Origin of the sequence: Vreelandella venusta (assembly GCF_015689495.1) — a bacterium.
Lineage (GTDB): Bacteria > Pseudomonadota > Gammaproteobacteria > Pseudomonadales > Halomonadaceae > Vreelandella > Vreelandella venusta.
The window spans coordinates 91,880-115,207 of the sequence record NZ_CP065135.1; the positions used below are offsets into that span (position 1 = coordinate 91,880).

At 53.2% G+C, this 23,328-nt stretch carries 24 protein-coding genes; 11 read left to right on the forward strand and 13 right to left on the reverse strand.

Translation table 11 applies throughout. From position 1 onward, the window contains the following. The first annotated feature begins 11 nt into the window (after positions 1–11). The 11 genes from flgC (at position 12) to IR195_RS00435 (ending at position 11,497) form a co-directional block, all read left to right on the forward strand. Positions 12–422: a flagellar basal body rod protein FlgC gene (flgC, locus tag IR195_RS00385; RefSeq protein WP_038480124.1), complete on the forward strand. Its 411-nt coding sequence runs from the start codon at positions 12–14 to the stop codon at positions 420–422. Then, the gene (flgD, locus tag IR195_RS00390; protein ID WP_423250116.1) at positions 422–1,120 is read left to right on the forward strand and encodes a flagellar hook assembly protein FlgD; all 699 of its coding nucleotides are present in this window, start codon (positions 422–424) and stop codon (positions 1,118–1,120) included. Before flgC ends, flgD begins: the two co-directional genes overlap by 1 nt. 34 nt (positions 1,121–1,154) lie before the next feature. Continuing rightward, positions 1,155–2,441, forward strand: coding sequence for a flagellar hook protein FlgE (gene flgE, locus IR195_RS00395; protein WP_125744781.1), 1,287 nt, complete (start codon positions 1,155–1,157; stop codon positions 2,439–2,441). Positions 2,442–2,483: 42 nt separating this feature from the next. Next, entirely contained in the window at positions 2,484–3,242 is a 759-nt protein-coding gene (locus tag IR195_RS00400; RefSeq protein WP_206048494.1) for a flagellar basal body rod protein FlgF, read from the forward strand. Between the two features lie 30 nt (positions 3,243–3,272). After that, a complete protein-coding gene (flgG, locus tag IR195_RS00405; protein WP_089040084.1) occupies positions 3,273–4,055 on the forward strand; it encodes a flagellar basal-body rod protein FlgG in 783 nt (260 codons plus the stop codon). Positions 4,056–4,106: 51 nt separating this feature from the next. Beyond that, the gene (locus IR195_RS00410; RefSeq protein WP_125744785.1) at positions 4,107–4,796 is read left to right on the forward strand and encodes a flagellar basal body L-ring protein FlgH; all 690 of its coding nucleotides are present in this window, start codon (positions 4,107–4,109) and stop codon (positions 4,794–4,796) included. A 90-nt stretch (positions 4,797–4,886) separates the two neighbouring features. Then, on the forward strand, positions 4,887–5,978 hold the full coding sequence (locus IR195_RS00415) for a flagellar basal body P-ring protein FlgI (RefSeq protein ID WP_171880225.1): 1,092 nt from the start codon (positions 4,887–4,889) through the stop codon (positions 5,976–5,978). Next, positions 5,979–7,040 (forward strand): flagellar assembly peptidoglycan hydrolase FlgJ, encoded by a 1,062-nt coding sequence (gene flgJ, locus IR195_RS00420; protein ID WP_206048495.1) that lies wholly within the window; start codon positions 5,979–5,981, stop codon positions 7,038–7,040. A 62-nt stretch (positions 7,041–7,102) separates the two neighbouring features. Next, positions 7,103–8,761 (forward strand): flagellar hook-associated protein FlgK, encoded by a 1,659-nt coding sequence (gene flgK / locus IR195_RS00425; RefSeq protein ID WP_125744789.1) that lies wholly within the window; start codon positions 7,103–7,105, stop codon positions 8,759–8,761. 15 nt (positions 8,762–8,776) lie between these two features. Then, the gene (gene flgL, locus IR195_RS00430; protein WP_125744791.1) at positions 8,777–10,030 is read left to right on the forward strand and encodes a flagellar hook-associated protein FlgL; all 1,254 of its coding nucleotides are present in this window, start codon (positions 8,777–8,779) and stop codon (positions 10,028–10,030) included. A 106-nt stretch (positions 10,031–10,136) separates the two neighbouring features. Beyond that, positions 10,137–11,497, forward strand: a protein-coding gene (locus IR195_RS00435) for an IS3 family transposase (protein ID WP_206047697.1) whose coding sequence is annotated in 2 segments (ribosomal slippage) — positions 10,137–10,593 and positions 10,593–11,497 — 1,362 coding nt in all. Because the reading frame shifts where the segments join, the coding sequence is not laid out codon by codon here. 69 nt (positions 11,498–11,566) lie between these two features. On the opposite strand, the gene fliR is transcribed toward IR195_RS00435, so the two are convergent. The 13 genes from fliR to fliF form a co-directional block, all read right to left on the reverse strand. Next, positions 11,567–12,358 (reverse strand): flagellar biosynthetic protein FliR, encoded by a 792-nt coding sequence (gene fliR / locus IR195_RS00440; RefSeq protein WP_146943099.1) that lies wholly within the window; start codon positions 12,356–12,358, stop codon positions 11,567–11,569. A gap of 4 nt (positions 12,359–12,362) precedes the next feature. Then, on the reverse strand, positions 12,363–12,632 hold the full coding sequence (fliQ, locus tag IR195_RS00445) for a flagellar biosynthesis protein FliQ (protein ID WP_125744795.1): 270 nt from the start codon (positions 12,630–12,632) through the stop codon (positions 12,363–12,365). 28 nt (positions 12,633–12,660) lie between these two features. Further along, positions 12,661–13,428 carry a flagellar type III secretion system pore protein FliP gene (fliP, locus tag IR195_RS00450; RefSeq protein ID WP_216662374.1) on the reverse strand — a complete coding sequence of 256 codons (768 nt, stop codon included), beginning with the start codon at positions 13,426–13,428 and terminating at the stop codon, positions 12,661–12,663. Positions 13,429–13,436: 8 nt separating this feature from the next. After that, a complete protein-coding gene (fliO, locus tag IR195_RS00455) occupies positions 13,437–13,889 on the reverse strand; it encodes a flagellar biosynthetic protein FliO (protein ID WP_125744797.1) in 453 nt (150 codons plus the stop codon). Next, positions 13,886–14,404, reverse strand: coding sequence for a flagellar motor switch protein FliN (gene fliN / locus IR195_RS00460; protein WP_172419540.1), 519 nt, complete (start codon positions 14,402–14,404; stop codon positions 13,886–13,888). Before fliN ends, fliO begins: the two co-directional genes overlap by 4 nt. Then, positions 14,401–15,456, reverse strand: coding sequence for a flagellar motor switch protein FliM (gene fliM, locus IR195_RS00465; RefSeq protein ID WP_125744801.1), 1,056 nt, complete (start codon positions 15,454–15,456; stop codon positions 14,401–14,403). The genes fliN and fliM overlap by 4 nt, the downstream gene beginning before the upstream one ends. A 20-nt stretch (positions 15,457–15,476) precedes the next feature. Continuing rightward, entirely contained in the window at positions 15,477–15,953 is a 477-nt protein-coding gene (fliL, locus tag IR195_RS00470) for a flagellar basal body-associated protein FliL (RefSeq protein WP_125744803.1), read from the reverse strand. Between the two features lie 168 nt (positions 15,954–16,121). After that, positions 16,122–17,753, reverse strand: a complete 1,632-nt coding sequence (locus tag IR195_RS00475; protein WP_206048496.1) for a flagellar hook-length control protein FliK — start codon at positions 17,751–17,753, stop codon at positions 16,122–16,124. Positions 17,754–17,776: 23 nt separating this feature from the next. Next, positions 17,777–18,229 (reverse strand): flagellar export protein FliJ, encoded by a 453-nt coding sequence (gene fliJ / locus IR195_RS00480; protein ID WP_146943093.1) that lies wholly within the window; start codon positions 18,227–18,229, stop codon positions 17,777–17,779. 2 nt (positions 18,230–18,231) lie between these two features. After that, the gene (gene fliI, locus IR195_RS00485) at positions 18,232–19,620 is read right to left on the reverse strand and encodes a flagellar protein export ATPase FliI (RefSeq protein ID WP_241006775.1); all 1,389 of its coding nucleotides are present in this window, start codon (positions 19,618–19,620) and stop codon (positions 18,232–18,234) included. A gap of 57 nt (positions 19,621–19,677) precedes the next feature. Next, the gene (locus IR195_RS00490; protein ID WP_206048497.1) at positions 19,678–20,448 is read right to left on the reverse strand and encodes a flagellar assembly protein FliH; all 771 of its coding nucleotides are present in this window, start codon (positions 20,446–20,448) and stop codon (positions 19,678–19,680) included. Beyond that, on the reverse strand, positions 20,441–21,448 hold the full coding sequence (gene fliG, locus IR195_RS00495; RefSeq protein ID WP_089040071.1) for a flagellar motor switch protein FliG: 1,008 nt from the start codon (positions 21,446–21,448) through the stop codon (positions 20,441–20,443). Before fliG ends, IR195_RS00490 begins: the two co-directional genes overlap by 8 nt. Further along, the gene (fliF, locus tag IR195_RS00500) at positions 21,441–23,204 is read right to left on the reverse strand and encodes a flagellar basal-body MS-ring/collar protein FliF (RefSeq protein ID WP_206048498.1); all 1,764 of its coding nucleotides are present in this window, start codon (positions 23,202–23,204) and stop codon (positions 21,441–21,443) included. Before fliF ends, fliG begins: the two co-directional genes overlap by 8 nt. Between the last annotated feature and the right edge of the window lie 124 nt (positions 23,205–23,328).

Genomic DNA, 23,328 nt, shown 5'->3' on the forward strand with positions numbered 1-23,328 from the left:
GAAAGTAATTTATGTCGATGTTTTCAGCCTTTGATATTGCTAGTTCTGCTATGAGCGCCCAGGCGCAGCGTATGAATGTTACCGCTAGCAATATGGCCAATGCCGACAGCATTGCAGGCCCTGATGGCGAGACCTATCGGGCCAAACAAGTGATGTTTGAAACCCAAGCACACAATAATCGATATGGCGTCGGTGGCGTACGTGTCACAGAGGTAGTGGAAGACGATGCTCCGCTACGTCTGCAATACATGCCAAACCATCCTGCTGCGGATGAAGAAGGCTATGTCGCCAAGCCCAATGTTGAACCTGTACATGAAATGGTCAACATGATTTCGGCGTCGCGCTCCTATCAGGCCAACGTAGAAGTGTTCAACACAACGAAGCAGATGATGGTGCAGACGCTATCACTGGGTGAGGGGTAATGATGAACACAATCGACCCGGCAACACTTTCGGCGATTAACGGTGGCGGCAGTGGCTCCCAGTTAAAGCAGAACGCATCAGACGAGTTGCGCAGTAGCTTTCTGACGTTGTTGATTACTCAGCTACAGAATCAAGACCCGCTGAATCCAATGGAAAATGCGGAAATGACCTCCCAGATTGCACAGATTAATACGGTAAGTGGGATTGAGCAGCTGAACACCACTTTGCAAAGCATCACGAGCCAAATGGATGCCAACCAAGCACTGCAAGCAAGTGGCCTGATTGGCCAAGGCGTGATGGTGCCTGGCAACAAGGTCATGCTAGAGCAAGATAGTGAAGGAAAACTCTATACGACACCCTTTGGTATTGAGCTTGCTAAACCTGCCGATCAGCTTACCGCGGTAATTGTTGGCCAAGGTGGCGAAGTGATCAGGCGCTATAACTTGGGTGCGGTAGAAGCCGGTGTGCAGTCTTTCCAGTGGGACGGTAAAAACGAGCAGGGTGAAGCCGCTGCTAGTGGTCGTTATACGGTTCAGCTAGAGGCTAAAGATGCTGAGGGTGAAACACTAGATTCAACCGCATTGAACTATGCGGTTGTTAATAGTGTGACCCCTAATGATGGTAGCGGGAAGATTAAACTGGATTTAGGGGCTGTTTACGGACAGGTTCAGTTGGATCAAGTCAAACAGATTCTTTGATTTAGACGCCTAAATCACTCTCTAGGAGAATGTAATGAGCTTTTCTCAAGCTTTAAGTGGTTTAAATGCACAGTCTGAAAACTTAAAAATTATAGGCAACAATATTGCCAACTCACAGACTGTGGGCTTTAAAAGTTCGGGTGCTATTTTTGCCGATGTTTTTGCTGGAGCGAACAGCCAAGTAGGCCTTGGTGTTAAAGTGGCTAATGTTCGTCAAGATTTTACTTCTGGTGATTTAGAGGCGACTGGGCGTACGCTGGACCTTGCTGTGGCGGGTGGTGGCTTCTATCGCGTTGAGCAGTCAAGTGGCGAAGCCGCCTACACACGTAACGGCCAGTTTAGTCAAGATAATCAAGGCTTTTTGGTTAATGCTGCGGGCCAACGCCTCACCGGTTATGGGCTTTCTGATATCAATGACCCGTTTTCCGAAGTCATTGCTGGCGGCGCGCCTCAGGCATTGCGTATTCCCGCAGATGATATTGCCGCCAAAGAAACTGGTCGTAGCACGGCTACTTATAATTTAGACGCTAGTGTTGTTGCCGGTGAAAATCTGCAAACGGCAGTGCTTTATAACCAGTTTGGTACTACTGATCCTGCCAATGAAGTAGAAGTGGACTACCACTTCTCTAATAGTTTTACGGTTTACGACTCTCTGGGTAATGCTCGTAATATCTCTACGTATTACACCAAAACCGGGGATAACACCTGGAATGTTCAAGTCGCTAGGGATGGTGTTAAGTTAGATAATAGCAATGACTTTGAATTAACATTTGACGCTAACGGCTCTCTTGAAAGAGATGCCGATAACAATATTATCGGCGTTGGTGGCGGTGAGGAAGTTAACTTCACTTTCCCTGCCGGCGATCTGGGCGGAGCTGAAGAGCTAGATTTTACGTTCAATTTAGTGGGCACTACTCAGTTTAACAACACGTCGATCCAGAACACATTGACGCAAGATGGTTACTCTTCGGGTAGCTTGGCGGGCTTAGAAATTACTCGCGATGGCAAAGTTATCCGTATCTTTACGAACGAGCAGCGTCGTGAAGCTGGTCAAGTAGTGTTGGCCAACTTTGCGAACGAAGAAGGTCTTCAGCCGATTGGTGATAATGCTTGGCGTGAAACCAATGCTTCTGGCGTTGGCATCATTGGAACAGCGGGCACTGGCGTTTTTGGCACCATTGAATCGGGCGTGCTTGAAAACTCTAATGCTGACCTAGCAAAGCAACTGGTTGACACCATTGTTTCCCAAAGAGCTTACCAAGCGAACTCAACCTCTATCAGCACCCAGGACGAGCTCCTGCAGACCATTATTAACCTGTAATCAGCTGTGATAATGGCGTGATGCTGAGCTAAGGAGTCAGTTGTGGATCGTATGCTATACACCGCCATGAGCGGCGCCAAACACACGATGGACCAGCAGACAGTGGTTAGCAATAACCTGTCGAATGTGTCTACTGCAGGCTTTCGCGCGCAGTTGCAAGCAGCGCGTTCAGTCCCGGTAGAGGGCGCTGGGCTACTCGACACACGGGTCTCGACGGTGACGACCACCCCTGGCACCGATTTTTCGCAGGGCCCTATTGAGCGCACGGGTCGAACCCTCGATATCGCTATGCAGGATGATGCCTGGATGGCGGTGCTCGGCGAGGACGGCACTGAGGCGTATACCCGGCGAGGCGATCTGCAACTGGACAGTGATGGTGTACTGCTTAGTGTTGGGCGTCCGGTCATGGGAGAGGGTGGCCCTATTGCCTTGCCGCAAGGTGCGCAGATATCCATTGGTGCGGACGGTACCATCAGCGCGATCCCCCAAGGTGAGGGGCCTGCAGCGCTGGTCGATGTCGGCCGCATCAAGCTAGTCACGCCCGATGAGCAGGCATTAATGCGCGGTGACGACGGGCTGTTTCGTGGACCATTGAATGAGGAAGGCGTTGCCGCTGTGCTTCCAGGTGATGAGGATGCCCGAATTGTCAGTGGTGCCCTAGAGGGCAGTAACGTCAGCGCTGTAGATGCCATGGTGTCGATGATTGATGTTGCCCGCCGTTACGACATGCAAATGAAAATGCTCAGCACGGCGGACGAAAACGCTCAGCGCGCTAACAGCATTTTATCTATTCAGGGCTGATAGCAGCCACTCAGCCAAGAGAGCACGCTTATGATTAAGTCGTTGTGGACAGCCAAGACGGGGCTAGAGTCTCAGCAAACCAAGCTAGATGTGATTTCCAATAACCTAGCGAACGTAAGCACAAACGGGTTTAAACGTTCCCGCCCTGTGTTTGAAGATCTGCTTTATCAAAATATGCGCCAGCCTGGTGCGCAAAATAATATTCAGGATCGCCTGCCTTCTGGGATGCAAATAGGTACCGGTGTGCGTGCGGTGGCGACTGAGCGCCTGCATACCCAAGGTGGCCTCGAAGAAACCAGTAACTCCCGCGATCTGGCGATCAATGGAGAAGGCTTTTTTCAAGTGTTACTGCCTGATGGCACCGTTGGTTACACCCGCGACGGCAGTTTTCAGCTCAATGAAAATGGTCAAATGGTGACTGCTAATGGTTATCCATTAGAGCCGGCTATTTTTATTCCTGCTAACGCCTTGTCGGTCACGATTGGTGAAGACGGTACGGTCAGTGTGCGCCAACCAGGTATCGCCCAAGATGCTGATATTGGCCAGATCAACGTAGCGTCGTTTATTAATCCAGCAGGCCTGGAGAGCGTTGGCGGCAATTTGTACTTGGAAACAGGTGCTTCTGGTGCGCCTAACCAAAATGTTCCCGGCAATAATGGGGCTGGCAGGTTATTCCAAGGCTATGTAGAAACCTCGAACGTCAATGTGGTTGAGGAAATGGTCAATATGATCCAAACCCAGCGCGCCTACGAAATTAATAGTAAGGCGGTATCGACCAGCGACGAAATGTTAGCGCGTTTGAGCCAGCTCTAACGGTATTGATGACTAGGGCTTACTAAACAGGGCTTACTAACAGGTCGCATTATGTTGGATTTACACGCTGCTTCACGTCGTTTTTTGTTAGTTGGCCTTGCGCTGTTTCTGTTGTTTGCGGCGGGTTGCGCGCAAATTCCGCGAGCCTCGGTGGTCGGTGAGCAAGAGCAAATTACCATTGTGGATCGGCCGCCGCCGATCGCTAATGGCTCCATTTACCAAGCGCGTCGGGGTTATCAGCCGCTGTTTGAAGATCGCCGTCCGCGCTCTATTGGCGATATTTTGACCATTGTGCTCGATGAAGAGGTAAGTGCTAGCAAAAATGCCCGTTCCAATGCGGATCGTTCGGGGAGTGCCAGCCTAGAGCTTGCGCAGCTGCCTGATGTGCTGGATACATTGGCCGAGTACGGTTTTGATATATCGGGGGCGAGTGACTTTGCGGGTGGCGGCGGCTCTCAAGCTAATAATACCTTCACGGGCACTATCACCGTATCGGTATTAGAGGTGATGAATAACGGTAACTTGCGGGTACGCGGCGAAAAGCAGATCGCGATTAACCAGGGAACAGAATTCATTCGCTTCTCTGGGGTGGTTAACCCTCGCACAATTACCGCGCAAAATACCGTGCCTTCAACCCAAGTGGCAGACGCAAGAATTGAATATGTCGGTGATGGCTATATCAATGAGGCGCAGCACATGGGCTGGTTACAGCGCTTTTTCTTAAATGTATCGCCGTTTTAAGCCAGTTACTCGGCCCGCTAACAGAGACCTATCATGGCTATGCAGTTAAACCGTTATCGTGGTGTTAAGCACAGGCTACGTAGTGTCGTTATGTTGACGGCACTCTTTGCCGTTAGTTGTGTACTAGCGATGCCAGCCGCAGCGGAACGGGTGCGTGAACTATCAAGCTTTGCCGGGGTGCGTGATAATCAGTTGGTTGGCTATGGTTTGGTCGTGGGGCTGGATAGCACCGGTGACCAAACTACCCAGGCGCCGTTTACCAGCCAAAGCTTGACGAACATGCTCTCTCAGCTAGGCGTAACGGTGCCAGCAGGTACTAACTTACAGCTGCGCAACGTTGCTGCGGTCATGGTCACCGCTGACTTACCGCCGTTCTCACGCCCAGGTCAGCGTTTGGATATCGTGGTGTCTTCGATTGCTAACGCCCGCAGCTTACGTGGCGGAACGCTGTTAATGACGCCACTGAAAGGTGCTGATGGTGATACCTACGCCATTGCCCAGGGCAATATGCTTGTGGGTGGCGCAGGCGCTCAATCAGGCGGCAGCAGTGTTCAGATCAATCAACAGGCATCAGGACGCATTCCTAATGGGGCATTGGTTGAGCGGGAAGTGCCGCTAAATCTTGGCGGTAACGGCGGACGATTAGAGTTACAGCTTAATGAGTCAGATTTTGGCACGGTACAGCGCATGGTAACGGCCATTAATAACGAATTTGGCCAGTCGGTAGCGTATGCGCGTAATGGGCGGGTGATTGCACTTGATGGCCCGGTGGATGAAAACGCTCGGGTTAACTTCATGGCACGTGTAGAAAATGTGCAGGTGACACCTATGGAGGCGCCCGCACGGGTCGTACTTAATGCGCGAACGGGGTCCGTCGTTATGAATAGTGCTGTCACCCTGCGCCAAGCAGCCGTTGCCCACGGCAACCTCTCTATCATGATTGATACCCAGTTTGGGGTTAGCCAGCCGGCTCCCTTTGGTGAGGGTGAAACGGTGGTTGTGCCCAATACGGATATTGAAATTGAGCAGCAGGAAGCGTTTTTGCAAATCGTAGAAGGTGCCCAATTGAATGAAGTGGTCAATGCACTCAACGCATTGGGAGCCACACCCCAAGACTTAATGTCGATTCTTGAAGCGCTGAAGGCCGCTGGATCGCTTCGCGCAGAGCTTGAGGTTATTTAAATGAGCATTGGCGATATGACCAGCCAATTCGCGCTGGACATGAACGGCTTTCAGCGCCTGCAGCACAACGCCCGAGTGGATCCTGATGCCGGTGTACACGGCGCTGCTCAGCAGTTTGAAGCCCTATTTGTGCAGATGATGATGAAAAGCATGCGCGATGCTATTCCTTCTTCTGGTCTGTTGAGCAGTTCGACAACGGATACTTACCAGCAGATGTTAGATCAGCAGTGGTCGCAAGTAGTCTCGTCTAAAGGCATGGGATTGGCGGATATGCTGGTGGAGCAGCTGCAGCGCCAAGGGCTGGTCAATCACAAGCCAGGTAGCGCTGACCAAGAACTGCAAGCGCTGATCGCGGGTATACCACGCGGTACCCCGAGGGTGTTGGATGAGCCACTGCAGCCGAATCGCGGTGGTTATGCGCCAGCATCGAGTGGTGGGCGGTTCTTGGCTGAACTAGACGCGATTAGCCAACGCTCAGCCGCTGAGACCAGCAATACCAACACGGCATCGGCCGTTGCCTCAACGGCTACGCCCACTTCCGCCGTGACACCAGGCAGTTTCAGTCATGCACCCGATCATGTTCAGCGCTTCTTAACGACATTGGCCGCTCCAGCCCAGGCTGCCAGTGATGCCACCGGGGTGCCCGCCGAGCTTATTCTGGCACAAGCAGCGCTGGAAACAGGCTGGGGCCGCCATGAAATTGCCACGCAACACGGCGGCAATAGCCACAACTTGTTTGGTATTAAGGCGGGCAGTCATTGGCAGGGTAAGACGACCGATATTGTCACCCACGAGTATGTTAACGGCCGTCGAGTCCAGATTGTGGACTCTTTCCGCGTCTATGACTCGTTTGAGCATGCGTTTACCGACTATGCCAATTTGATCGGCAACAACCCACGCTACGCGGGCGTAGTGCAGGCCGCTGATGCGCATCAAGCCGCTCATGAATTACAGCGAGGCGGTTATGCGACGGACCCCCACTATGCCAATAAACTCGTCGCCGTCATGAACACCATGGGGCCGATAGCAACGGGGCGCGAGTTTCTCGCAGATTCCCGCTAACGTGTGATTCAAGTTTTGCTGCGCACTGCCGATAGACAACTTATCGGCCTAAGGAATTGACCATGAGCATGTTTTCAATCGGCTTAAGCGGCCTTAATGCGGCGCAGAATGCCCTCAATACCACCAGCAACAATATTAGTAACGTTTATACGCCAGGCTATAATCGTGAGCTGGCTCAGTTTGGCCAAGGGGCTGTAGGCGGTGGCGTTAAGGTCAACAGTATCGAACGCCAGTTTAATACGTATGTCTCGAGCCAGCTTAACAGCGCTAAAACCCAATCAAGCGCACTGGCGGCTTATCACAACCAAATCACCCAAATTGATAACTTGCTTGCGGATCGAGAAGCGGGCTTATCGCCATTAATGCAGTCGTTTTTCTCCTCTTTGGAAGATTTGGCCAGTGCACCAGCGGATCCTGCTGCCCGCCAAGGCGTCGTTGGCTCAGCCAATACTCTCAGCGCCCAATTCCGCTCCTTTGATGGTTATCTGCAAGATATGCAGAGCAACATCAATAGCCAAATCAAAGATGAAGTTTTTCAGATAAATAACACGACCGAACAAATTGCCGGCCTAAATCGTGAAATTGCGCTGGCCCGTGCGCGTAGCGGTGAAGCGCCCAATAGCCTGTTGAACCAGCGCGATCATTTGGTTTCTGAGCTCAATGAACGCATGGATATACACTTAAATATCCAAGATGGAAAAAGCTATAACCTCAGTTTGCCGAATGGTCAGCCGTTAGTGACGGGTACCAGCGCGTTTAAGCTTGAAGCTGTGCAATCAGAAGTTGATCCACAGCGTACAGTGGTGGCTTATCGTGATGGTGAAGGTAGTGTGGCTCAGTTAGAAGAGTCAGCGATTAAAGGCGGCGCGCTGGGTGGTCTGATGATATTCCGTTCAGAAACCCTGGATAAAACTCAGAACCAAATTGGCCAACTGGCGGTTTCTCTTGCAGTGGCGTTTAACGAGCAGCACAAGCAGGGTGTCGACCTGGATGGTGAGCAAGGTGGCGATTTTTTTGCCGTGTACTCGCCCCAAGCGTTTAGTCATGCGAATAACAGAGGCACCGCCGTCGTTGAATCTGCCGAATTTGATAGCGACACGATTGACCAGCTTCGCGCGACGGACTACACCGTTCGCTTTGAGGGTGGTGCGCCTACCGTTACGCGTAACGATAACGGAGCAACAGTAGATGATATTGACTGGAACGCGGGAACCGGTGCGCTGACGTTTGGTGGCGTAGCGCTTACGATTAGCGGCACGCCTAACGATGGTGACCGTTTTGAAGTGCAGCCGGTGCGACGTGGCGCAAGCGGTATAGATGTCACCATCAATGAGCTAGACCGTATCGCTGCTGGCAAGCCAGCCAATCCTGAAGACGACCCTGCCGATTGGGTAGCGACGGGCGCGGGCGATAACCGCAATGCCTTGGCGTTACAGGATCTACAGCAAAAAGCCATCGTGGGTGGTAGCGCATCGGTGAGCGGCGCGTATGGCGTCATTGTTAGCGATGTGGGTAACCGTGCCAATATTGTCCAGGTGAATTTAGATGCTCGACAAGGGCTAACCGATCAACTGGAAGCGGTTCAGCAATCAGAGTCGGGTGTTAATCTTGATGAAGAAGCGGCTAACCTGATTCGCTATCAGCGATATTACCAAGCGAATGCGCGCGTGATTGATACCGCAGGTGCCATTCTGGATACCATCTTGAATCTACGGAACTAATAAGGAGCTTAGGCGATGCGTATTAGTACGGTCACTATGTTTGAGCAGAGCACGGCTTCTATTAACCGGCAGCAAAGCGATTTCTTGAAAGTTAGCCAGCAAATTGCCAGTGGCCGTCGCGTGGTGAATCCTTCCGATGATCCGCAGGCAGCATCACGTGCTGTCGGCGTTGATCAATCCAGGGCGATGAATCAGCAGTTTTCAGACGCTCGGGTTTCGGCACGCAATTCACTGTCGCAAACTGAGAGCATTCTTAACAGTGTCAGTGATGCAGTGACTAGTGCTAAAGCACTGCTGATTCAAGCCTCTAGCGATACGCTGAGCGATGTGGACCGTGAATCCATTGCCAGTGATCTAAAAGGCATTTACGAAACGATGCTGGGCCAGGCGAATGCCACCGATGGCAATGGTCGCTACTTATTCGGCGGTTATAAAGATAATGCTCCGCCGTTTGTTAAATCGGCAGACGGCAACGTGGAATATAACGGTGATAACAATTCACGCCAGCAGCGTGTCGATTCTTCGCGTTTGATGCCTGTTGCTGAAAATGGTGCCTCGATTTTTCAGGGCGTCCCCAGCGGTGCTGGCTATATCGCTGAAGCTAGTACAGAAAACCTCGGGGGCGTTACCTTCAAGGGGCCTCAGCTGACCGATGTTAACGCTCCAGGCTATGGCGACAGCTATCGTGTTGTGTTCAGTGAAGATGCAGCGCTGGGTAGCGGCATCAGCTATCAAGTGCAACGTTTTAGCGACGGTGCCTGGCAGGAAGACGCCGCTGATTTAGTGGCCAGTGGTGAATATGTTGGCGACGGCCAGCAGCTTAGTTTTGCTGGGCTTAATATCACACTTACCGGCAGCGCCGAGCCCGATGATGAAATCTTAATTGCCCGGGCGGGTAGTGAGCAGCGTGGTGCGGACCTGTTTCGCACTATGGAAGCAGCGATTAGCGTGCTAGAAATGCCTGCCCAAAGCACCACGGAAAAAGCTGCGTTACGTAATACGCTTAATACGTCGATGCGTGATCTTGATAATGCGCTCGATAACGTGCTTTCCGTTCGTGCTTCTGCGGGTGCTCGGCTGAATGAGCTGGAAGTGATTGATGCGGTAGGCAGCAACCGAAAGCTTAACTATGAGCAAACCCTGTCTGACTTGGTCGATTTGAATTACGTCGAAGCGATTTCTGAATATAGCTTACGCCAAGTGGGTCTTCAGGCTGCTCAGAAAGCATTCGTCGATATTAAAGGCATGTCGTTGTTCGACTATATGTAAATCGGCCACGCTTTAGTCGTGCATGATGTTGCATTAAAAAAGGCCCCAACCGCTATGAACTGCACCCCGAAAGTTGGACACCCAACCCAACCGTCGGGGTGTTTTTATGAGCAGTCGATACAATGAGGACTTCAAGCTGCGGGTGGTGCAGCAGTGTCTGCACGATAACACCAGCTTGAGGGAGGTGGCTCGCCAGCATGGCCTGGATCATTCTCTGGTACGGACGTGGCGCGAGAGATACCGTCAGCACGGCGTAGCAGGTCTGCGCAAGCAGTATAAGCACTACAGCGCGGCTTTTAAGCGGAAGGTGCTTGAGACGATGTGGCGAGATGGCTTGTCACAGCGTCAGGCGCAGGCCTTCTTCAATATCCGCGAGATGGGCGCTATTGGCAGATGGGCGCGTCAGTACCATAGTAGTGGTCTGACTGCACTAGAGCCAAAACCCAAAGGACGCCGCCCGATGACTAAGAAGCCATCCTCCACACCAATCCCGCCTGATGGTGAGCGCTCCCAAGAGGACCTGCTCGAAGAGTTGGCTTACTTGCGCGCCGAGAATGCCTACTTAAAAAAGCTCGATGCCTTGATCCGGGAAAAAGAGGAAGCGACGCGGGGCAAAAAGCCCGGAGCGTCCAAGGGTTGAGGCATGAACATTCGCTGGCTCTGCTGCTGCGTGCCGCTGAGCTGCCTCGCAGCACGTTTTACTACCAGATACAGGCCTTGGGCACTGTCGATCGGTATGCCTCTCTGAAGGAGCATATCCAGGCGATCTACGACCGCCACCAAGGGCGCTATGGCTACCGGCGTATCACCGCTGTTCTGCGGCAGGCAGGAGAGACGATCAACCACAAGACCGTTCAGCGGCTGATGGGACAGCTGGGCTTGAAGTCCCTGGTTCGCCCCAAGCGCTATCGTGCCTACCGGGGAGCGGAGGGCCACGCGGCTCCTAACACCTTGCGGCGCCGGTTCCAGGCTCAGCACCCCCATCAGCGATGGGTGACGGACATTACCGAGTTCAAGGTCAATGACCAGAAGCTCTACCTGTCACCGGTCATGGACCTGTATAACGGAGAGATCATTGCCTTCCAGACAGGGCGACGCCCGGTATTCGATCTAGTGAAGGGGATGTTGAAGAAAGCCTTTGACAGGCTGATGCCAGGGGATCGGCCGCTGCTCCATTCGGATCAAGGTTGGCATTATCGACATCCTAGCTATCGCCACTTGGTGGTGGAGCAGCGGGTACTTCGTAGCATGTCGCGCAAGGGTAACTGCTTGGATAATGCGGCGATGGAGAGCTTCTTCGGCACTCTGAAGGCTGAGTATTTTCACCTGAATCGGTTCGATACCGTTGAGCAGTTGCAGCGCGGTATTGCTGACTACATCTACTATTACAACCATCACCGGATCAAGCTAAAACTAAAAGGCCTGAGCCCTGTGCAGTACAGGACTCAGGCCTTGGGCGCCGGCTAAATGAACCGTCCAACTATTGGGGGTCAGTTCAGCTAGCGGTTGGGGCCTTTTTCAGATGCGCTTTGCACACTAGCCTAGCGGTGCCATGGTCTCGATCAGGCTCTGCATAAAGGCCAGCCCCTGGCTGAAGAGCTGCTGTAAAAAGCGGCCGATGTCTGTCATTAATACCATCAGCAGGATAAGCCCAACGGTTAATGAGGCGGGAAAACCGATATTGAATACCGTCAACTGCGGCGCTGAGCGGTTGAGAATGCCGAGTGCTAAGTTAATGATCAACAGTGAACCGACCAGCGGTAGCGCAAGCAGCATTCCGGAAGCAAAAATAGTACCTGCATAACGCGCCAGCAGCTCAAACGCATTCGGATTTAAGGCACCAATGCCAATGGGGAGTGTTTCAAAGCTCATGATCAACGTTTCTAACACCATCAGGTGGCCATTCATAGCCAGAAACATCAACAGCGTAATCATATAAAGAATACGCGATAGCACCATGATATTGGTGCCACTCGACATATCGAAAAAGCTGGCAAACGCCAAACCCATCTGCAAGCCGATAAACTCACCAGCTGCCTGCACTACGGCGAAAACAATATGCATGACTAAGCCAATCGCAACGCCTATCAGCAGTTGCTCAACCAGGATACCTACGCTTGCCCACGACACGATGGGAATATCAGGCATGGCAGGCAATATCGGAGCAATCACAATGGCAATGATCGCGGCTAACGCCACCTTGGCCTGATTCGGAACGCTGGAATGGCCCCAGAGAGGCGAAGCCGCCATAAAGGCAGTAATACGTGCAAATGGCCAAAAGAAAGCCACTAACCACGCCTGGAGCTGGGCGAACGTCACCTCCACCATGGCGTTACATCACCATACTGGGAATATTGCTGAAGAGGCGATGGGTGAAATCGGTGATCAAACCGAGGAGCCAAGGCCCTGCAAGTACCAATACGGCAAAGACGGCTAATATTTTGGGAATGAAGGTCAGCGTCATTTCATTTATTTGGGTTGCTGCCTGGAACAAGCTAATGATAAGGCCGGTGAAGAGGGCGGCCAGCAGCATAGGGCCTGCAAGAAAAAGCGTTACTCGCATGCCTTGGTAAGCAATGCTCATCACCATTTCCGGGGTCATGGATACTCCTGGCCGCTGAACGCGACGCTCAAATCATGTAAAAGCTTTCTGCTAGCGAGCCAATAATCAACTGCCAGCCATCGACCAATACAAACAGCATGAGCTTAAAGGGCAGTGAAATCGTGATCGGTGGCACCATCATCATACCGAGCGCCATCAGCGTGCTCGCGACCACTAAGTCAATAATCAGAAAAGGAATAAAAATAGTAAAACCAATCTGAAAGGCAGTTTTAAGCTCACTGGTAACAAAGGCAGGCAGTAAGACCCGCATAGGTAGCTCTTCGGGGCCTTGCATGGGGCCTACCTCCGCAAGACGCACAAAAAGTGCTAAATCAGGCTCGCGGGTCTGGGCGAGCATGAATTCACGAAATGGTTGCTGAGCCCGCAGTAAGAACTCTTCAAAATTGATCGTTTCATTAGTAAGCGGCACCCAAGCGATGTCGTACACTTGGTTTAAGACAGGCGACATAATAAAAAACGTCAAGAACAGCGCGATACCTAATAAAACTTGGTTTGGCGGCGTAGCCTGGGTACCCATGGCTGTTCTGAGCAAACTAAGAACAATAATAATGCGCGTAAAGCTGGTCATCATGAGCAGCATGGCTGGCAGAAAAGCCAGAGAGCTTAAAAATAGCAGCGTTTGTAACGACAGCGACCACTGCTGACCACCATTATCTAAAGGTTGAGACACCAGTCCAGGAAGCTGCTGCGCATGAGCAGGTAGAACAAATAAGCAGCAGGCGATCGTGGCAAGTATTAGCCACCAACGCCGCCCATAAGGCCAAGCGAAGTGCATCTCGAATCTCATGGTGTGTGGTTTGAATCGGAAGCGGTGGGGGGCTCGGCATCGCGTTTGCCCTGGCTGGTGGCTAGGGCCTGGGCTAAACGCTGAGAAAACCGCGAAGGCGCCTCGGCGGGTGACGCAGTGGGGCGATCTGTCGGCGCAGGACGTTCGTGCAGTTTGGTGATCCGCCCATTGCTAACGCCGACGACCAGCCACGTATCCTCTATCTCAACCACGACGATACGCTCGCGATTGCCTACCGCGGTATTGCCCACAATTTTTAAGTGAGCACCATGTTGATAGCGGGCGGTTTGCCAGCGTTTGAGTACCGCTGTGCATAGCAGAATAATGGCAATGACCAGAGCGAGTGCCGCGGCCGTTTTGCCGAGTGCTGCCATGCCGATTAAGGCATCACCGCTACCGCTAATGGCATCCAGTGAGGTGCTCGATGAAGAAGAGGAAGCGACGCTCATCGGTTGAGTTTATGAATGCGCTCAGAGGGGGTAATAATCTCTGTGATGCGAATGCCGTATTTATCTTCCACCACAACCACTTCCCCTTGGGCAATTAAATAGCCATTGATCAAAATATCCATGGGCTCACCAGCGAGACCTTCCAACTCAATCACTGACCCCTGGGCAAGTTCAAGTAGTTGTTTGATGGTTAGCTTGGTGCGGCCTAACTCCACCGTAAGCTTGACCGGGATATCCATGATCATTTCCAAGTCGCGAGACTTGGCATGGCCACTTTCAGCACTTAGCGGGCGAAATACTTCATCGCTTGCTGGTTTAGCAACAGGGGCTTCTGGCTCAGGCTTGCTGCTTGAGTCGTCTGCTTCCTCGGCGGCTTCTTGCTCGGCCATGGCCGCTGCCCATGGGTCTTCCTCGCCTGCGGCATCGGCACTCGAACTGGGCTCTTCTTGCTCTGACATGGCGTCCGCCCAATCATCATCAGAGACCTTTTGATCGGGTTTATTTGGATCAGTCATGCTTTGGGTTCCTTGGCTTTCTGTCGCGTTGAACCTTTAATAAAGTCCTTGGACGATAGGTTATTCATAGCGGCATGGTCGATCATACGTAGCACGCGTAATGCGCGTTGCTGCTGTTGGCTCCCGTACTCGCACTCCATCACCGGGACACCGTCGACGCGAGCGGTGATCGTATTGGGAATATCCATGGGCAACACATCGCCCTTTTTAAGCCCCATTACTTGGGCAATACGGCTGGGTATTTGGGCAAATTCAGCGACTAACTCAACTTCTGATTGGCGAAGCTCGTTCGCCATGCGCCGTGACCATGTGCCATCGTGGTCATGGTTGCTGTCATTAATCGGATTGGCGAGCAAATCCCTAAGCGGCTCAATCATGGCGTAGGGCATACAAATCTGAAAGTTGCTCGACAGGTTGCCCACTTCAATATTGAACTTGGTGTTCACCACAATCTCGTTGGGCGAGTTGGTGATGTTGGCAAACTTGGATTGCACTTCGGAACGTAAAAAAAACACCTCTAACGGATAAACAACCTTCCACGCCTCTTGGTAGGCATCAATGGCCAAGTTGAGCAGGCGCTGGATAATACGCTGCTCGGTATTAGTGAATTCGCGGCCATCCGATTTGGTTACGAAACGACCATCGCCACCAAACAGGTTATCCACCACCATAAACACTAGGTTAGGTGGAAAGACCACGAGTGCTGATCCGCGCAGCGGCTTCATTGATACAAGGTTCAAGTTGGTGGGTACTGGAACATTGCGCGAAAAGTCGCTAAAGCTCTGATAACGCACCGACTCAACGGTGATATCGGCACTGCGCCGTATCAAGTTGAATAGACCATTGCGGAAGTAGCGTGCAAAACGCTCATTGATAAAGTCTAACGCGTGTAAGCGCTCACGAATCACTCGATGCTGTGTCGCGGGATCGTAGGGGCGAACGCGCGCTTCCTCTTGGGTGGACGATGACGGAGCCGCAGGCTCATCATCGCCACTGACGCCCTTTAGTAAGGCATCAATTTCTTCCTGGGACAGTAGATCGTCCTGTGACATGAACGGCTCCAGTTCCCGGGTTATTGCACAATGAATTCGGTAAACAGCACTTCCCGTAAGTCTAGTGGAGGCTGGTTTTCGGTAAGCGGGACGTTCAAGCGGTTGATAATTGCTTGGGCCAGCGCTTCTTTCCCCTCAGTGGAGGTTAGTTCATTCGCCTGTTTGCCGGATAATAAAATCAGCAAGCGGCTACGTACCTGGGGCATGTGTTCTTCAATAATCGCCTTACTTTGCTCGTCCCCAACCCGAAGCGTAATGCCGGTATAAAGCAAACGGGAGCCATAGCGATCATCTGCCAGGTTGACAGTAAATGGGTCAATACGTGTAAAGACAGGCGGTACATGCTCAATTTTTTGCAGTGTTTCGTCGTGTTCAGCATTGCCGCCGCGCTGATCCAGCACCAAATAGATAGCTGCCGCTGCACCCGCTGACGAAAGCAGTACCAATACAATCATTATCCAAAGCAGTTTTTTAGACCCGCCGCTTGCTTCTGCCATTTGCTGTTCCCATAAATTTCACCCGTAACACTAGCCAAGCATTATGCCTAACGCTGTTACAGGTGATGAAATGAACAAGCTCATTGGATGAGCCTATCTTTTGGTTTAGTTACCTGATGGCGTGAGTATCAGAGCCGTCACACTCAACGCTAATGTCGGAATTAAGCATTAAGCATAGAGATCGACACGGCCATCTTGGCTACTTTGGTCATCCACCTCGGTAAGTGAAGGGGCACTATCGCTACCTGACTCACCGCCTCGATTACCAGCGGATTTTCCTGGCGTTTGCTGGGCAAAAGCCTGTTCGTTCGGGGTCTGCTGCTCACCTACAGAGGTCTCACCGAGTGAAATGCCCTGTTCAGCAAGTGCTTCACGTAGTTGAGGAATGGCTTGCTCAAGGGCCTGACGAACAGGGGCATGTGACGATAAAAAGTGTGCCTGTGTGCCCTGTTCGGTCACCTTAAGCGTGATCGATAATGGCCCTAGCTCAGCAGGGTGAAGCTGCATTTTAACTTGGTGTTCGCCGCCACGCTGAGCAAACTGAATTAACTGCTGCCCTAACTGGGAAGGCCAAGCGGGGCTGGTCAGCGGCGTATTTAAGGTCGCTGTCGCAGGGCTATTAGGCATGGCTTGGTTTTGTGACGTCAGCGCTGCAGGTAATACCTGCTCACTGCCTTTGCTTGCACTACTGGTGACACTCACCGTCTCTGCCTCAGCGAATAAGCTGGCCACCGCGTCAGCATTCACCGTTGGCGTCAGTGCAGTATTGAGCGGGGACAGCGCATGCATGCCTGGCTGCATGGTCGTAAACGGTTGGGCAGGAATGGTTTCCAGCGATGCCGCAAGTGTCGGGGTGTTAACAGGCGTGGTCGCTGCTTCTACTGGCAACGCCTTAGCACTTGATGCCGTTGGACGCGAGGCGTTGGTGGCGCCAATCGCTTGCTGTGCTGTGGCTGCCAATGCACTGGTTAGCGAGGGGCCAGCTGCAGACTGAGCCAGCTCACCCGTATTGTTGGGTGGAGCAGTGGCTGAACCATTGGTAGGCAGCAGCGCCATTGTTGATGCAGCAGCGTTAGCTGGCGTTTGTGTTGCTATTCGTGGTGTTTCTGCAACCGCTCTTTCGCCGGCTAGCGCTACCTGCCCATCAGGTGGTGCAGCGCTAGCGAGGGCCGTGCTTGCAAGTAAAGCGACGGTGGCAGGAGAAGCGTTGCTGGGCGCAAGGTTACCGGGTGGTGTTTGGACCGTTGCCTGACTTAAGCTTGCTGCTGAGGGCGTCGCAGGGTGTGCACCGGAGCCCGCAGGGTTTGCGGTTGACGGCGTAGAATATGACGCGATGAGGGCTAAACGCGACGCGACTTCTGCGATAGTCATCTGCGTGGTTGTCTCGACCGTCTCAGTGCCTTCAGCAGGCGACGAAGAAGCCTGTTCTGGTGCCCAGGCTGGTTCTCGCGCTGCTGATGCCGTTTCTAGCGTTTGAGCAAGCGCAACGCTATCAGTACCAGAAGAGAGCATGTCGGTAGCCTGCCCCTGAGCGCTTACGGTGGCCACTATGCTCGACAGTGTTTCCTCATCCAGCTCACCATCAAGTGATGCTAATTGTTCAACAATATCGCTCAGTGAAAGTTTGGGGGCGCTTTCTGCCTGGGCGCTAGTGAAGGGGCGGGCCTGCTGGCTGGCAGCCTGCGTAAACGCCTGTAGGAACATGCCTTGCGCTGCACGCGGAGAGCCTGGGGCTGCAGAAGAGCTTGATGACGAGTTAGCTCCCTGGCCCTGCATTGTTAGCAATAGCTCAATAGTCATAAATACAGCTCCTCGGCGTGGCGCTAATGCGCCTTATCATTCGGCTGGCGGGCTAAACGGTTCGTTACAAAGTCATCGCTTGATTTTTGCTCGTAACGTTCTTGGCGGCGATGCTCTTCGGATAAACGTCGTGATGTCAGCGTATCGTAGGAGGAGAGCTTGCGCTGTTCCTGTTGCCAATGCTGTTGGCTTTGCTGTACACGTTTTTGCTGGGCTACAAGCGCCTGCCGTGCCCGGCTGAGGGCGGCATCCAGCGATGCCAGAAACTGCTGATAGTTGTACATGGTGGCGGGGTCGATGCCGTCGCGCATCGCCTTCTGTAAACGCTCGGCATACTCCACGCGATAGCGGCTAAGTGATTGCAGCTGCGCTTCTGTTTGTTGCTGCGTTTGTCGTTCTTCTGCCAATAATTTCCCGGCTTTATCCCGCGCATCACGGGCTAAGCCTGTCAGCATGTCGAGCTGTGAATGACTCATCGCTAACCTCCCACTACCGCGTGCAGTGCTTGGCGTGATGCTTCAAGCGTTGCACACTCATCAATGTTTTGCTGAAGGAACCGTTCCAATGACGGGAAGCGGTTCACCGCCTCGTCCAGTCTTGGGTCGTGCCCTGGGCTATAAGCCCCTACGCTGATCAAGTCACGATTGCGCTGATAGCGTGAAAAAAGCTGTTTAAAGGTGCGGGCTTCTTGAAGCTGTTCAGGAGAGCTAATGGCTGTCATCGCACGACTGATTGAGGCTTCAATATCAATGGCCGGGTAGTGGCCCGCTTCGGCCAGCGTGCGTGAGAGCACGATATGGCCATCAAGAATTGCCCTGGCTGAGTCGGCAATAGGATCCTGTTGATCATCGCCTTCGGTCAGCACCGTATAAAAAGCGGTGATTGAACCGCCGCCGCGCTCAGCGTTTCCAGCACGCTCGACAAGCCCGGGTAGCTTAGCGAATACCGAAGGTGGATAACCTTTGGTGGCGGGCGGTTCACCAATTGCGAGCGCAATCTCACGCTGGGCCATGGCGTAGCGGGTCAGTGAATCCATAATCAGCAGAACGTTACGCCCTTCATCGCGAAAACCTTCGGCCAACCGCGTCGCGTAAGCGGCTCCTTGTAAGCGCTGGAGTGGTGAGGTATCCGCGGGCGCTGCCACGACCACAGCACGCCTGCGTCCCTCAGGCCCCAAGATGTTGTCGATGAAGTCCTGTACCTCACGACCACGTTCGCCGATGAGTCCCACTACGATGACATCCGCCTGGGTATAGCGAGCCATCATGCCGAGCAGTACGGATTTACCTACCCCAGAGCCAGCAAAAAGCCCCATGCGCTGCCCCCGGCCAACGCTCAGTAATGCGTTGATGGCGCGGATGCCAACGTCAATCTGGGCATCAATAGGCGCTCGGGAAAGCGGATTAAGTGGCGTCGCATTAAGGGTTGCGCGAGGCGTATCCTCAACACTTTCACGGTCATCTAACGGGTTGCCATTGCCATCGAGCACCCGCCCCAGCAACTCATCGCCAATTGGAAAGCGTCGGGCGCTGTGGCCACTGCCATCACTAAGTGGAGAGACTCTGGCCCCCGGCATCAGGCCCGAAATTTCTTCTAGCGGCATAAGAAACAGCTTGTCGCCAGCAAAGCCAACCACTTCGGCTTCCGCATGTTTGTCGCTATCGTTCAGCCGCCCATCTGCACCAGGTAATTCAATGCGGCAAGCACTCCCCACCGCTACGCGTAACCCCACTACCTCAATGACCATGCCCGTGGCGCGTATCACACGGCCACTGGTGCGGTAGTTAGGCAACTGACTAACGCGCTGCGTTGTACGGTGCAGTGCTTTGCGCCAGCGGTAGAGGTGCGGACAGGTCGCCTCGCTCATTGGATTACCTGTTTCATCGCATTACCTGTTTCATCAACGTGTGCATTTACCTTTGTGTTACTGGGTAGAGGATGGGGAGTCGCTGTTGTGATGGCGTTTGCGTAACTGGGCAACAGCTGCCTGCCAGCGACTTTCAAACGTCGCGTCCAGCTCTCCTTGAGCGCTGGTGATCCGGCATCCGCCACGTGCGAGCTGATCATCTGGCTGCAGTGACCAACTGGCTGCTTGTAGCTCGCTACCGAGATGCTCTTTAACCAGCGCGTGGTCTTGCGGATTAAGCCAAAGACGTTGCTGGCCTACGAGCGGTGGCTCGGTGTGGAGCAGCTCACGAACGACCTCAAGAATTTGCTCAGGACGCTCTTGTAGCGCATCTGCGGCTAACTGCTTGCCGGTTGCCAGCGCGAGTTCGGCGAGGTCATGTGCCACCGTCTCATCAATACGCTCTAGTGCATCAGAAAACTGTTTTGCCAGTGAGCGTAAGGGCGCCACGGTTTTGCGTATGTGTTGTTCAAGCTCGCTCTCTGCTTGGGCACGCCCTTCGCGAAGGCCTTGTTCAATACCTTCTTGATGGCCTCGGGCTAAACCATCCTGATAGCCCGCTTCCTCAGCTTCTTGGCGAACGCGTTCGTAAAGCGCCTGGCGTTCCTGCTCTTCACGTTGGCGTGCCTGCTCGGCTGCTTTTTTGGCTGCCGCGACTTTGCGTTGCTGGGCGGAAGGCGTTGGTATGCCGTCCGCTTGTGAGTCGCTGGTCTGCTCAGCTAACTCATCCATTTGCCAGCGTCGCCAACTACCGTGACGGTCAAATTCAGGCGTTTTGGCGTTAGACATACTCATCGTCCCCGCCAGCTAAGACGATTTCACCGGAATCCGCTAAGCGGCGCACTACCTGCAAAATAGCTTTCTGCTCGGTTTCTACCTGTGAAACGCGAATAGGGCCTCGGGCTTCCATGTCTTCGCGAACAAGATCGGCAGCTCGCTGGGACATATTGCGTAGGAACTTGTCGACCAACGCCTCCTGAGCACCCTTGAGGGCCACCACCAGAGAGTTGGTTTCGACTTCTTGAAGCACCATCTGAATAGCGCGGTTGTCCAGGTCGAGTAGGTTCTCGAATAGGAACATTTCGTCGATAATTTTTTGCGCCAAGTCTTCGCTGTGAGAGCGCACGGTTTCGATGGCGACTTCTTCTTGAGACGAATTCATTAAGTTGAGAATTTCGGCGGCCGTTCTTACGCCACCCATCTTGCTGCGCTTGAGGTTTTGGCCATCCAGCATGCTGGTCAGCACCTCTGTTAACTCTTGCAGTGCGGCTGGCTGAACGCCGCTGAACGTCGCGATACGCAATACCACATCGTTACGCAACTTCTCTTCAAACAGCTCAAGAATATCGGCCGCCTGGTGGCGGTCCAGATGAACCAGAATAGTGGCGATAATCTGCGGGTGTTCGTCACGAATCAGCTCAGACACCATGGAGGCTTCCATGAGATTCAGTGCATCAATGCCGGAGTTGCCGCCCGTGGTCTCGAGAATATCTTCGATAAGGCTGGTGGCACGTTCGCTCCCCAGCGCTTTGGTAAGTACCGAACGAATATGCTCACTAGAGTTGAGGTTTAGCGCCACAAACTCTTCGCTTTCTTTATGGAAGGCTTCCAGCACTGCTTTCATGTCTTCGTGTGAGACTTGATGCAAGCGAGCCATTTCCAGACTGATGTCTTGTACTTCGCTGGCGCTGAGGTACTTAAAGACCTCCGCCGCGCTATCTTCGTCCAGCGCAAGCAAGAGAATGGCGCTTTTGCGTGCACCGGTCATCTCGGCAATCGGGCTACTCATGAGTGTTCATCCAGCTGCGGATAATCATTGCGACCATACGGGGATCTTCCTGGGCCATTTCACGCAGGTCGTTAAGATTGTGTTCGTACAGCGAGGTTTTGCGCCGCCGTTTGGGCTTATTGCTGTAGGTATCGTCGTCTTCACCAGACGCAGATGCCTCGTTCTCTTGCTCATCTTCTTCGCTTTCGCCTCCAACGCTGGCGCTAAACGTACTGCCAGGCATGGCGGCAGCCATCACCGGTGGCTGGGTATAGCGTTTGATCAGTGGCCGTAGAATCAGCAAATAGAGCAATAGCGTTGCCAGGGCGACAAGCAGATAGCGGCCCAAGGTTGATGCAATCGACAGCGTCTCCGGCTGTTGCCACCAAGCGACGTCAGACGCGCTGTCATCGACACTGACGAACGGCGTGTTGACGACTTCCACCTGATCGCCACGCGCTTGCGAAAAGCCCATGGCCTGTTGAACCAAGCGCTCCAACTGAGCAACCTCTTCTGGGCTTAGGGCGACTTGCTCTGCTTCGCCCTCGTCATTGATAACCTGACGGAAGTTCACGACAACCGCTGCCGATAGGCGCTCTACCTGGCCAAGGCGGTGCTGAATATGTTCAATGCTGCGGTCAACTTCATAGTTCACCACGTCATCTTGACGCAGGTTCTGCAAGGCGTTGTCAGGTACTTCGGCATCCTCTTCATCCGCGTCGGGCTGATTGATTGGTGATGGCGCAACACCGGGCGGGGTATTGCTTAATGCCCCTGGAATACCTGTCGCCAGAGGATCCTCACCATCGTACGACAGGCTAAGCTGACGGCTGCGAATCGCGGACTCATTGGGGGCTTGGTTGGGGGCGTAGCGCTCAGAGGTCTGTTCACGACGAGAAAAGTCGATCTGTGCCGCTACCTGGGCGCGTACGTTGTCATTGCCAAGGATGGGGGTCAGGATATTTTCGATACGGCGCTGATAGGAGCGTTCGACTTCTGCGATGTAGGCCAGCTGAGAGCCGTCCAGGTCGTTGCCTTGTGACGCTGTAGACGAAAGCAGGCGACCATTTTGATCCACAATGGTGACGTCTTCCGGAGCTAGCTCAGGAACACTGCTGGATACCATATGGACAATAGCGCTAACTTGCCCCTCGCCCAGCACACGCCCAGGCAACATCGTTAGTACAACGGACGCTTTGGCTGGCTCACGATCACGAATAAAGACCGACGGCTTGGCCATCGAAAGATGAACGCGAACCTTATCGACGGGGCCTAGTGATTCAATAGAGCGAGACAGCTCGCCTTCAAGGCCGCGCTGAAAGTTAACTTGTTCAGCAAACTGGCTGATACCAAAGGCTTGATTCTCCATCAGCTCAAAGCCCAGGTTACCGCCACGGGGGAGCCCTTGCTCAGCAAGTTGTAACCTTAGCGTGTGCACCTGATCGCTGGGTATTAACAGCGCTTGGCCGCCCTGGCTGAATTGATAGGGAACGCCGCGGCTATCCAGCTCCGCAATGATACGCCCACCATCGGCTTCATTCAGGTTGCTATACAGCACCCGATACTCAGGGCTGCTGGCCCACATGAAAAGCGCAGCAACAATCGCAATAGACGCTGCAGCCGCGATCAGCAGCACAACCAACGGGTTGCCACGTAGCTGTTTTAACGTGCGCTGAGCCGTTGAGAGGCCTTTGGTGTCATTGTCTGCCGTTCCGCTGCGGGGGGCATTTTGTGTCGTACTGTTCTGACGGCCTGCCGTAGCACCAGTTTCGCTCATGCGTGCCCCCACGAGGACAGGCAAAACTGATGACGGCTCAGGCGCATCACCAAAGAAGGCATAGGCTAATATCCGTCAATCGCGATTATCCGCTAAAAAGATGAAGCGGAATTGTGATGGACGC

Coding starts and splice junctions, on each gene's coding strand:
- flgE (WP_125744781.1), top strand. CDS start 1,155: ATGAGCTTTTCTCAAGCTTTAAGTGGTTTAAATGCACAGTCTGAAAAC.
- fliO (WP_125744797.1), bottom strand. CDS start 13,889: ATGAGCGTCGCTTCCTCTTCTTCATCGAGCACCTCACTGGATGCCATT.
- IR195_RS00410 (WP_125744785.1), top strand. CDS start 4,107: ATGTTGGATTTACACGCTGCTTCACGTCGTTTTTTGTTAGTTGGCCTT.
- flgD (WP_423250116.1), top strand. CDS start 422: ATGATGAACACAATCGACCCGGCAACACTTTCGGCGATTAACGGTGGC.
- IR195_RS00415 (WP_171880225.1), top strand. CDS start 4,887: ATGTTGACGGCACTCTTTGCCGTTAGTTGTGTACTAGCGATGCCAGCC.
- flgK (WP_125744789.1), top strand. CDS start 7,103: ATGAGCATGTTTTCAATCGGCTTAAGCGGCCTTAATGCGGCGCAGAAT.
- fliF (WP_206048498.1), bottom strand. CDS start 23,204: ATGAGCGAAACTGGTGCTACGGCAGGCCGTCAGAACAGTACGACACAA.
- fliM (WP_125744801.1), bottom strand. CDS start 15,456: ATGTCACAGGACGATCTACTGTCCCAGGAAGAAATTGATGCCTTACTA.
- fliJ (WP_146943093.1), bottom strand. CDS start 18,229: ATGAGTCATTCACAGCTCGACATGCTGACAGGCTTAGCCCGTGATGCG.
- flgJ (WP_206048495.1), top strand. CDS start 5,979: ATGAGCATTGGCGATATGACCAGCCAATTCGCGCTGGACATGAACGGC.
- IR195_RS00475 (WP_206048496.1), bottom strand. CDS start 17,753: ATGACTATTGAGCTATTGCTAACAATGCAGGGCCAGGGAGCTAACTCG.
- flgL (WP_125744791.1), top strand. CDS start 8,777: ATGCGTATTAGTACGGTCACTATGTTTGAGCAGAGCACGGCTTCTATT.
- fliG (WP_089040071.1), bottom strand. CDS start 21,448: ATGAGTAGCCCGATTGCCGAGATGACCGGTGCACGCAAAAGCGCCATT.
- fliL (WP_125744803.1), bottom strand. CDS start 15,953: ATGGCAGAAGCAAGCGGCGGGTCTAAAAAACTGCTTTGGATAATGATT.
- fliR (WP_146943099.1), bottom strand. CDS start 12,358: ATGGTGGAGGTGACGTTCGCCCAGCTCCAGGCGTGGTTAGTGGCTTTC.
- IR195_RS00490 (WP_206048497.1), bottom strand. CDS start 20,448: ATGTCTAACGCCAAAACGCCTGAATTTGACCGTCACGGTAGTTGGCGA.
- fliQ (WP_125744795.1), bottom strand. CDS start 12,632: ATGACCCCGGAAATGGTGATGAGCATTGCTTACCAAGGCATGCGAGTA.
- flgG (WP_089040084.1), top strand. CDS start 3,273: ATGATTAAGTCGTTGTGGACAGCCAAGACGGGGCTAGAGTCTCAGCAA.
- flgC (WP_038480124.1), top strand. CDS start 12: ATGTCGATGTTTTCAGCCTTTGATATTGCTAGTTCTGCTATGAGCGCC.
- fliP (WP_216662374.1), bottom strand. CDS start 13,428: ATGCACTTCGCTTGGCCTTATGGGCGGCGTTGGTGGCTAATACTTGCC.
- fliN (WP_172419540.1), bottom strand. CDS start 14,404: ATGACTGATCCAAATAAACCCGATCAAAAGGTCTCTGATGATGATTGG.
- fliI (WP_241006775.1), bottom strand. CDS start 19,620: ATGAGCGAGGCGACCTGTCCGCACCTCTACCGCTGGCGCAAAGCACTG.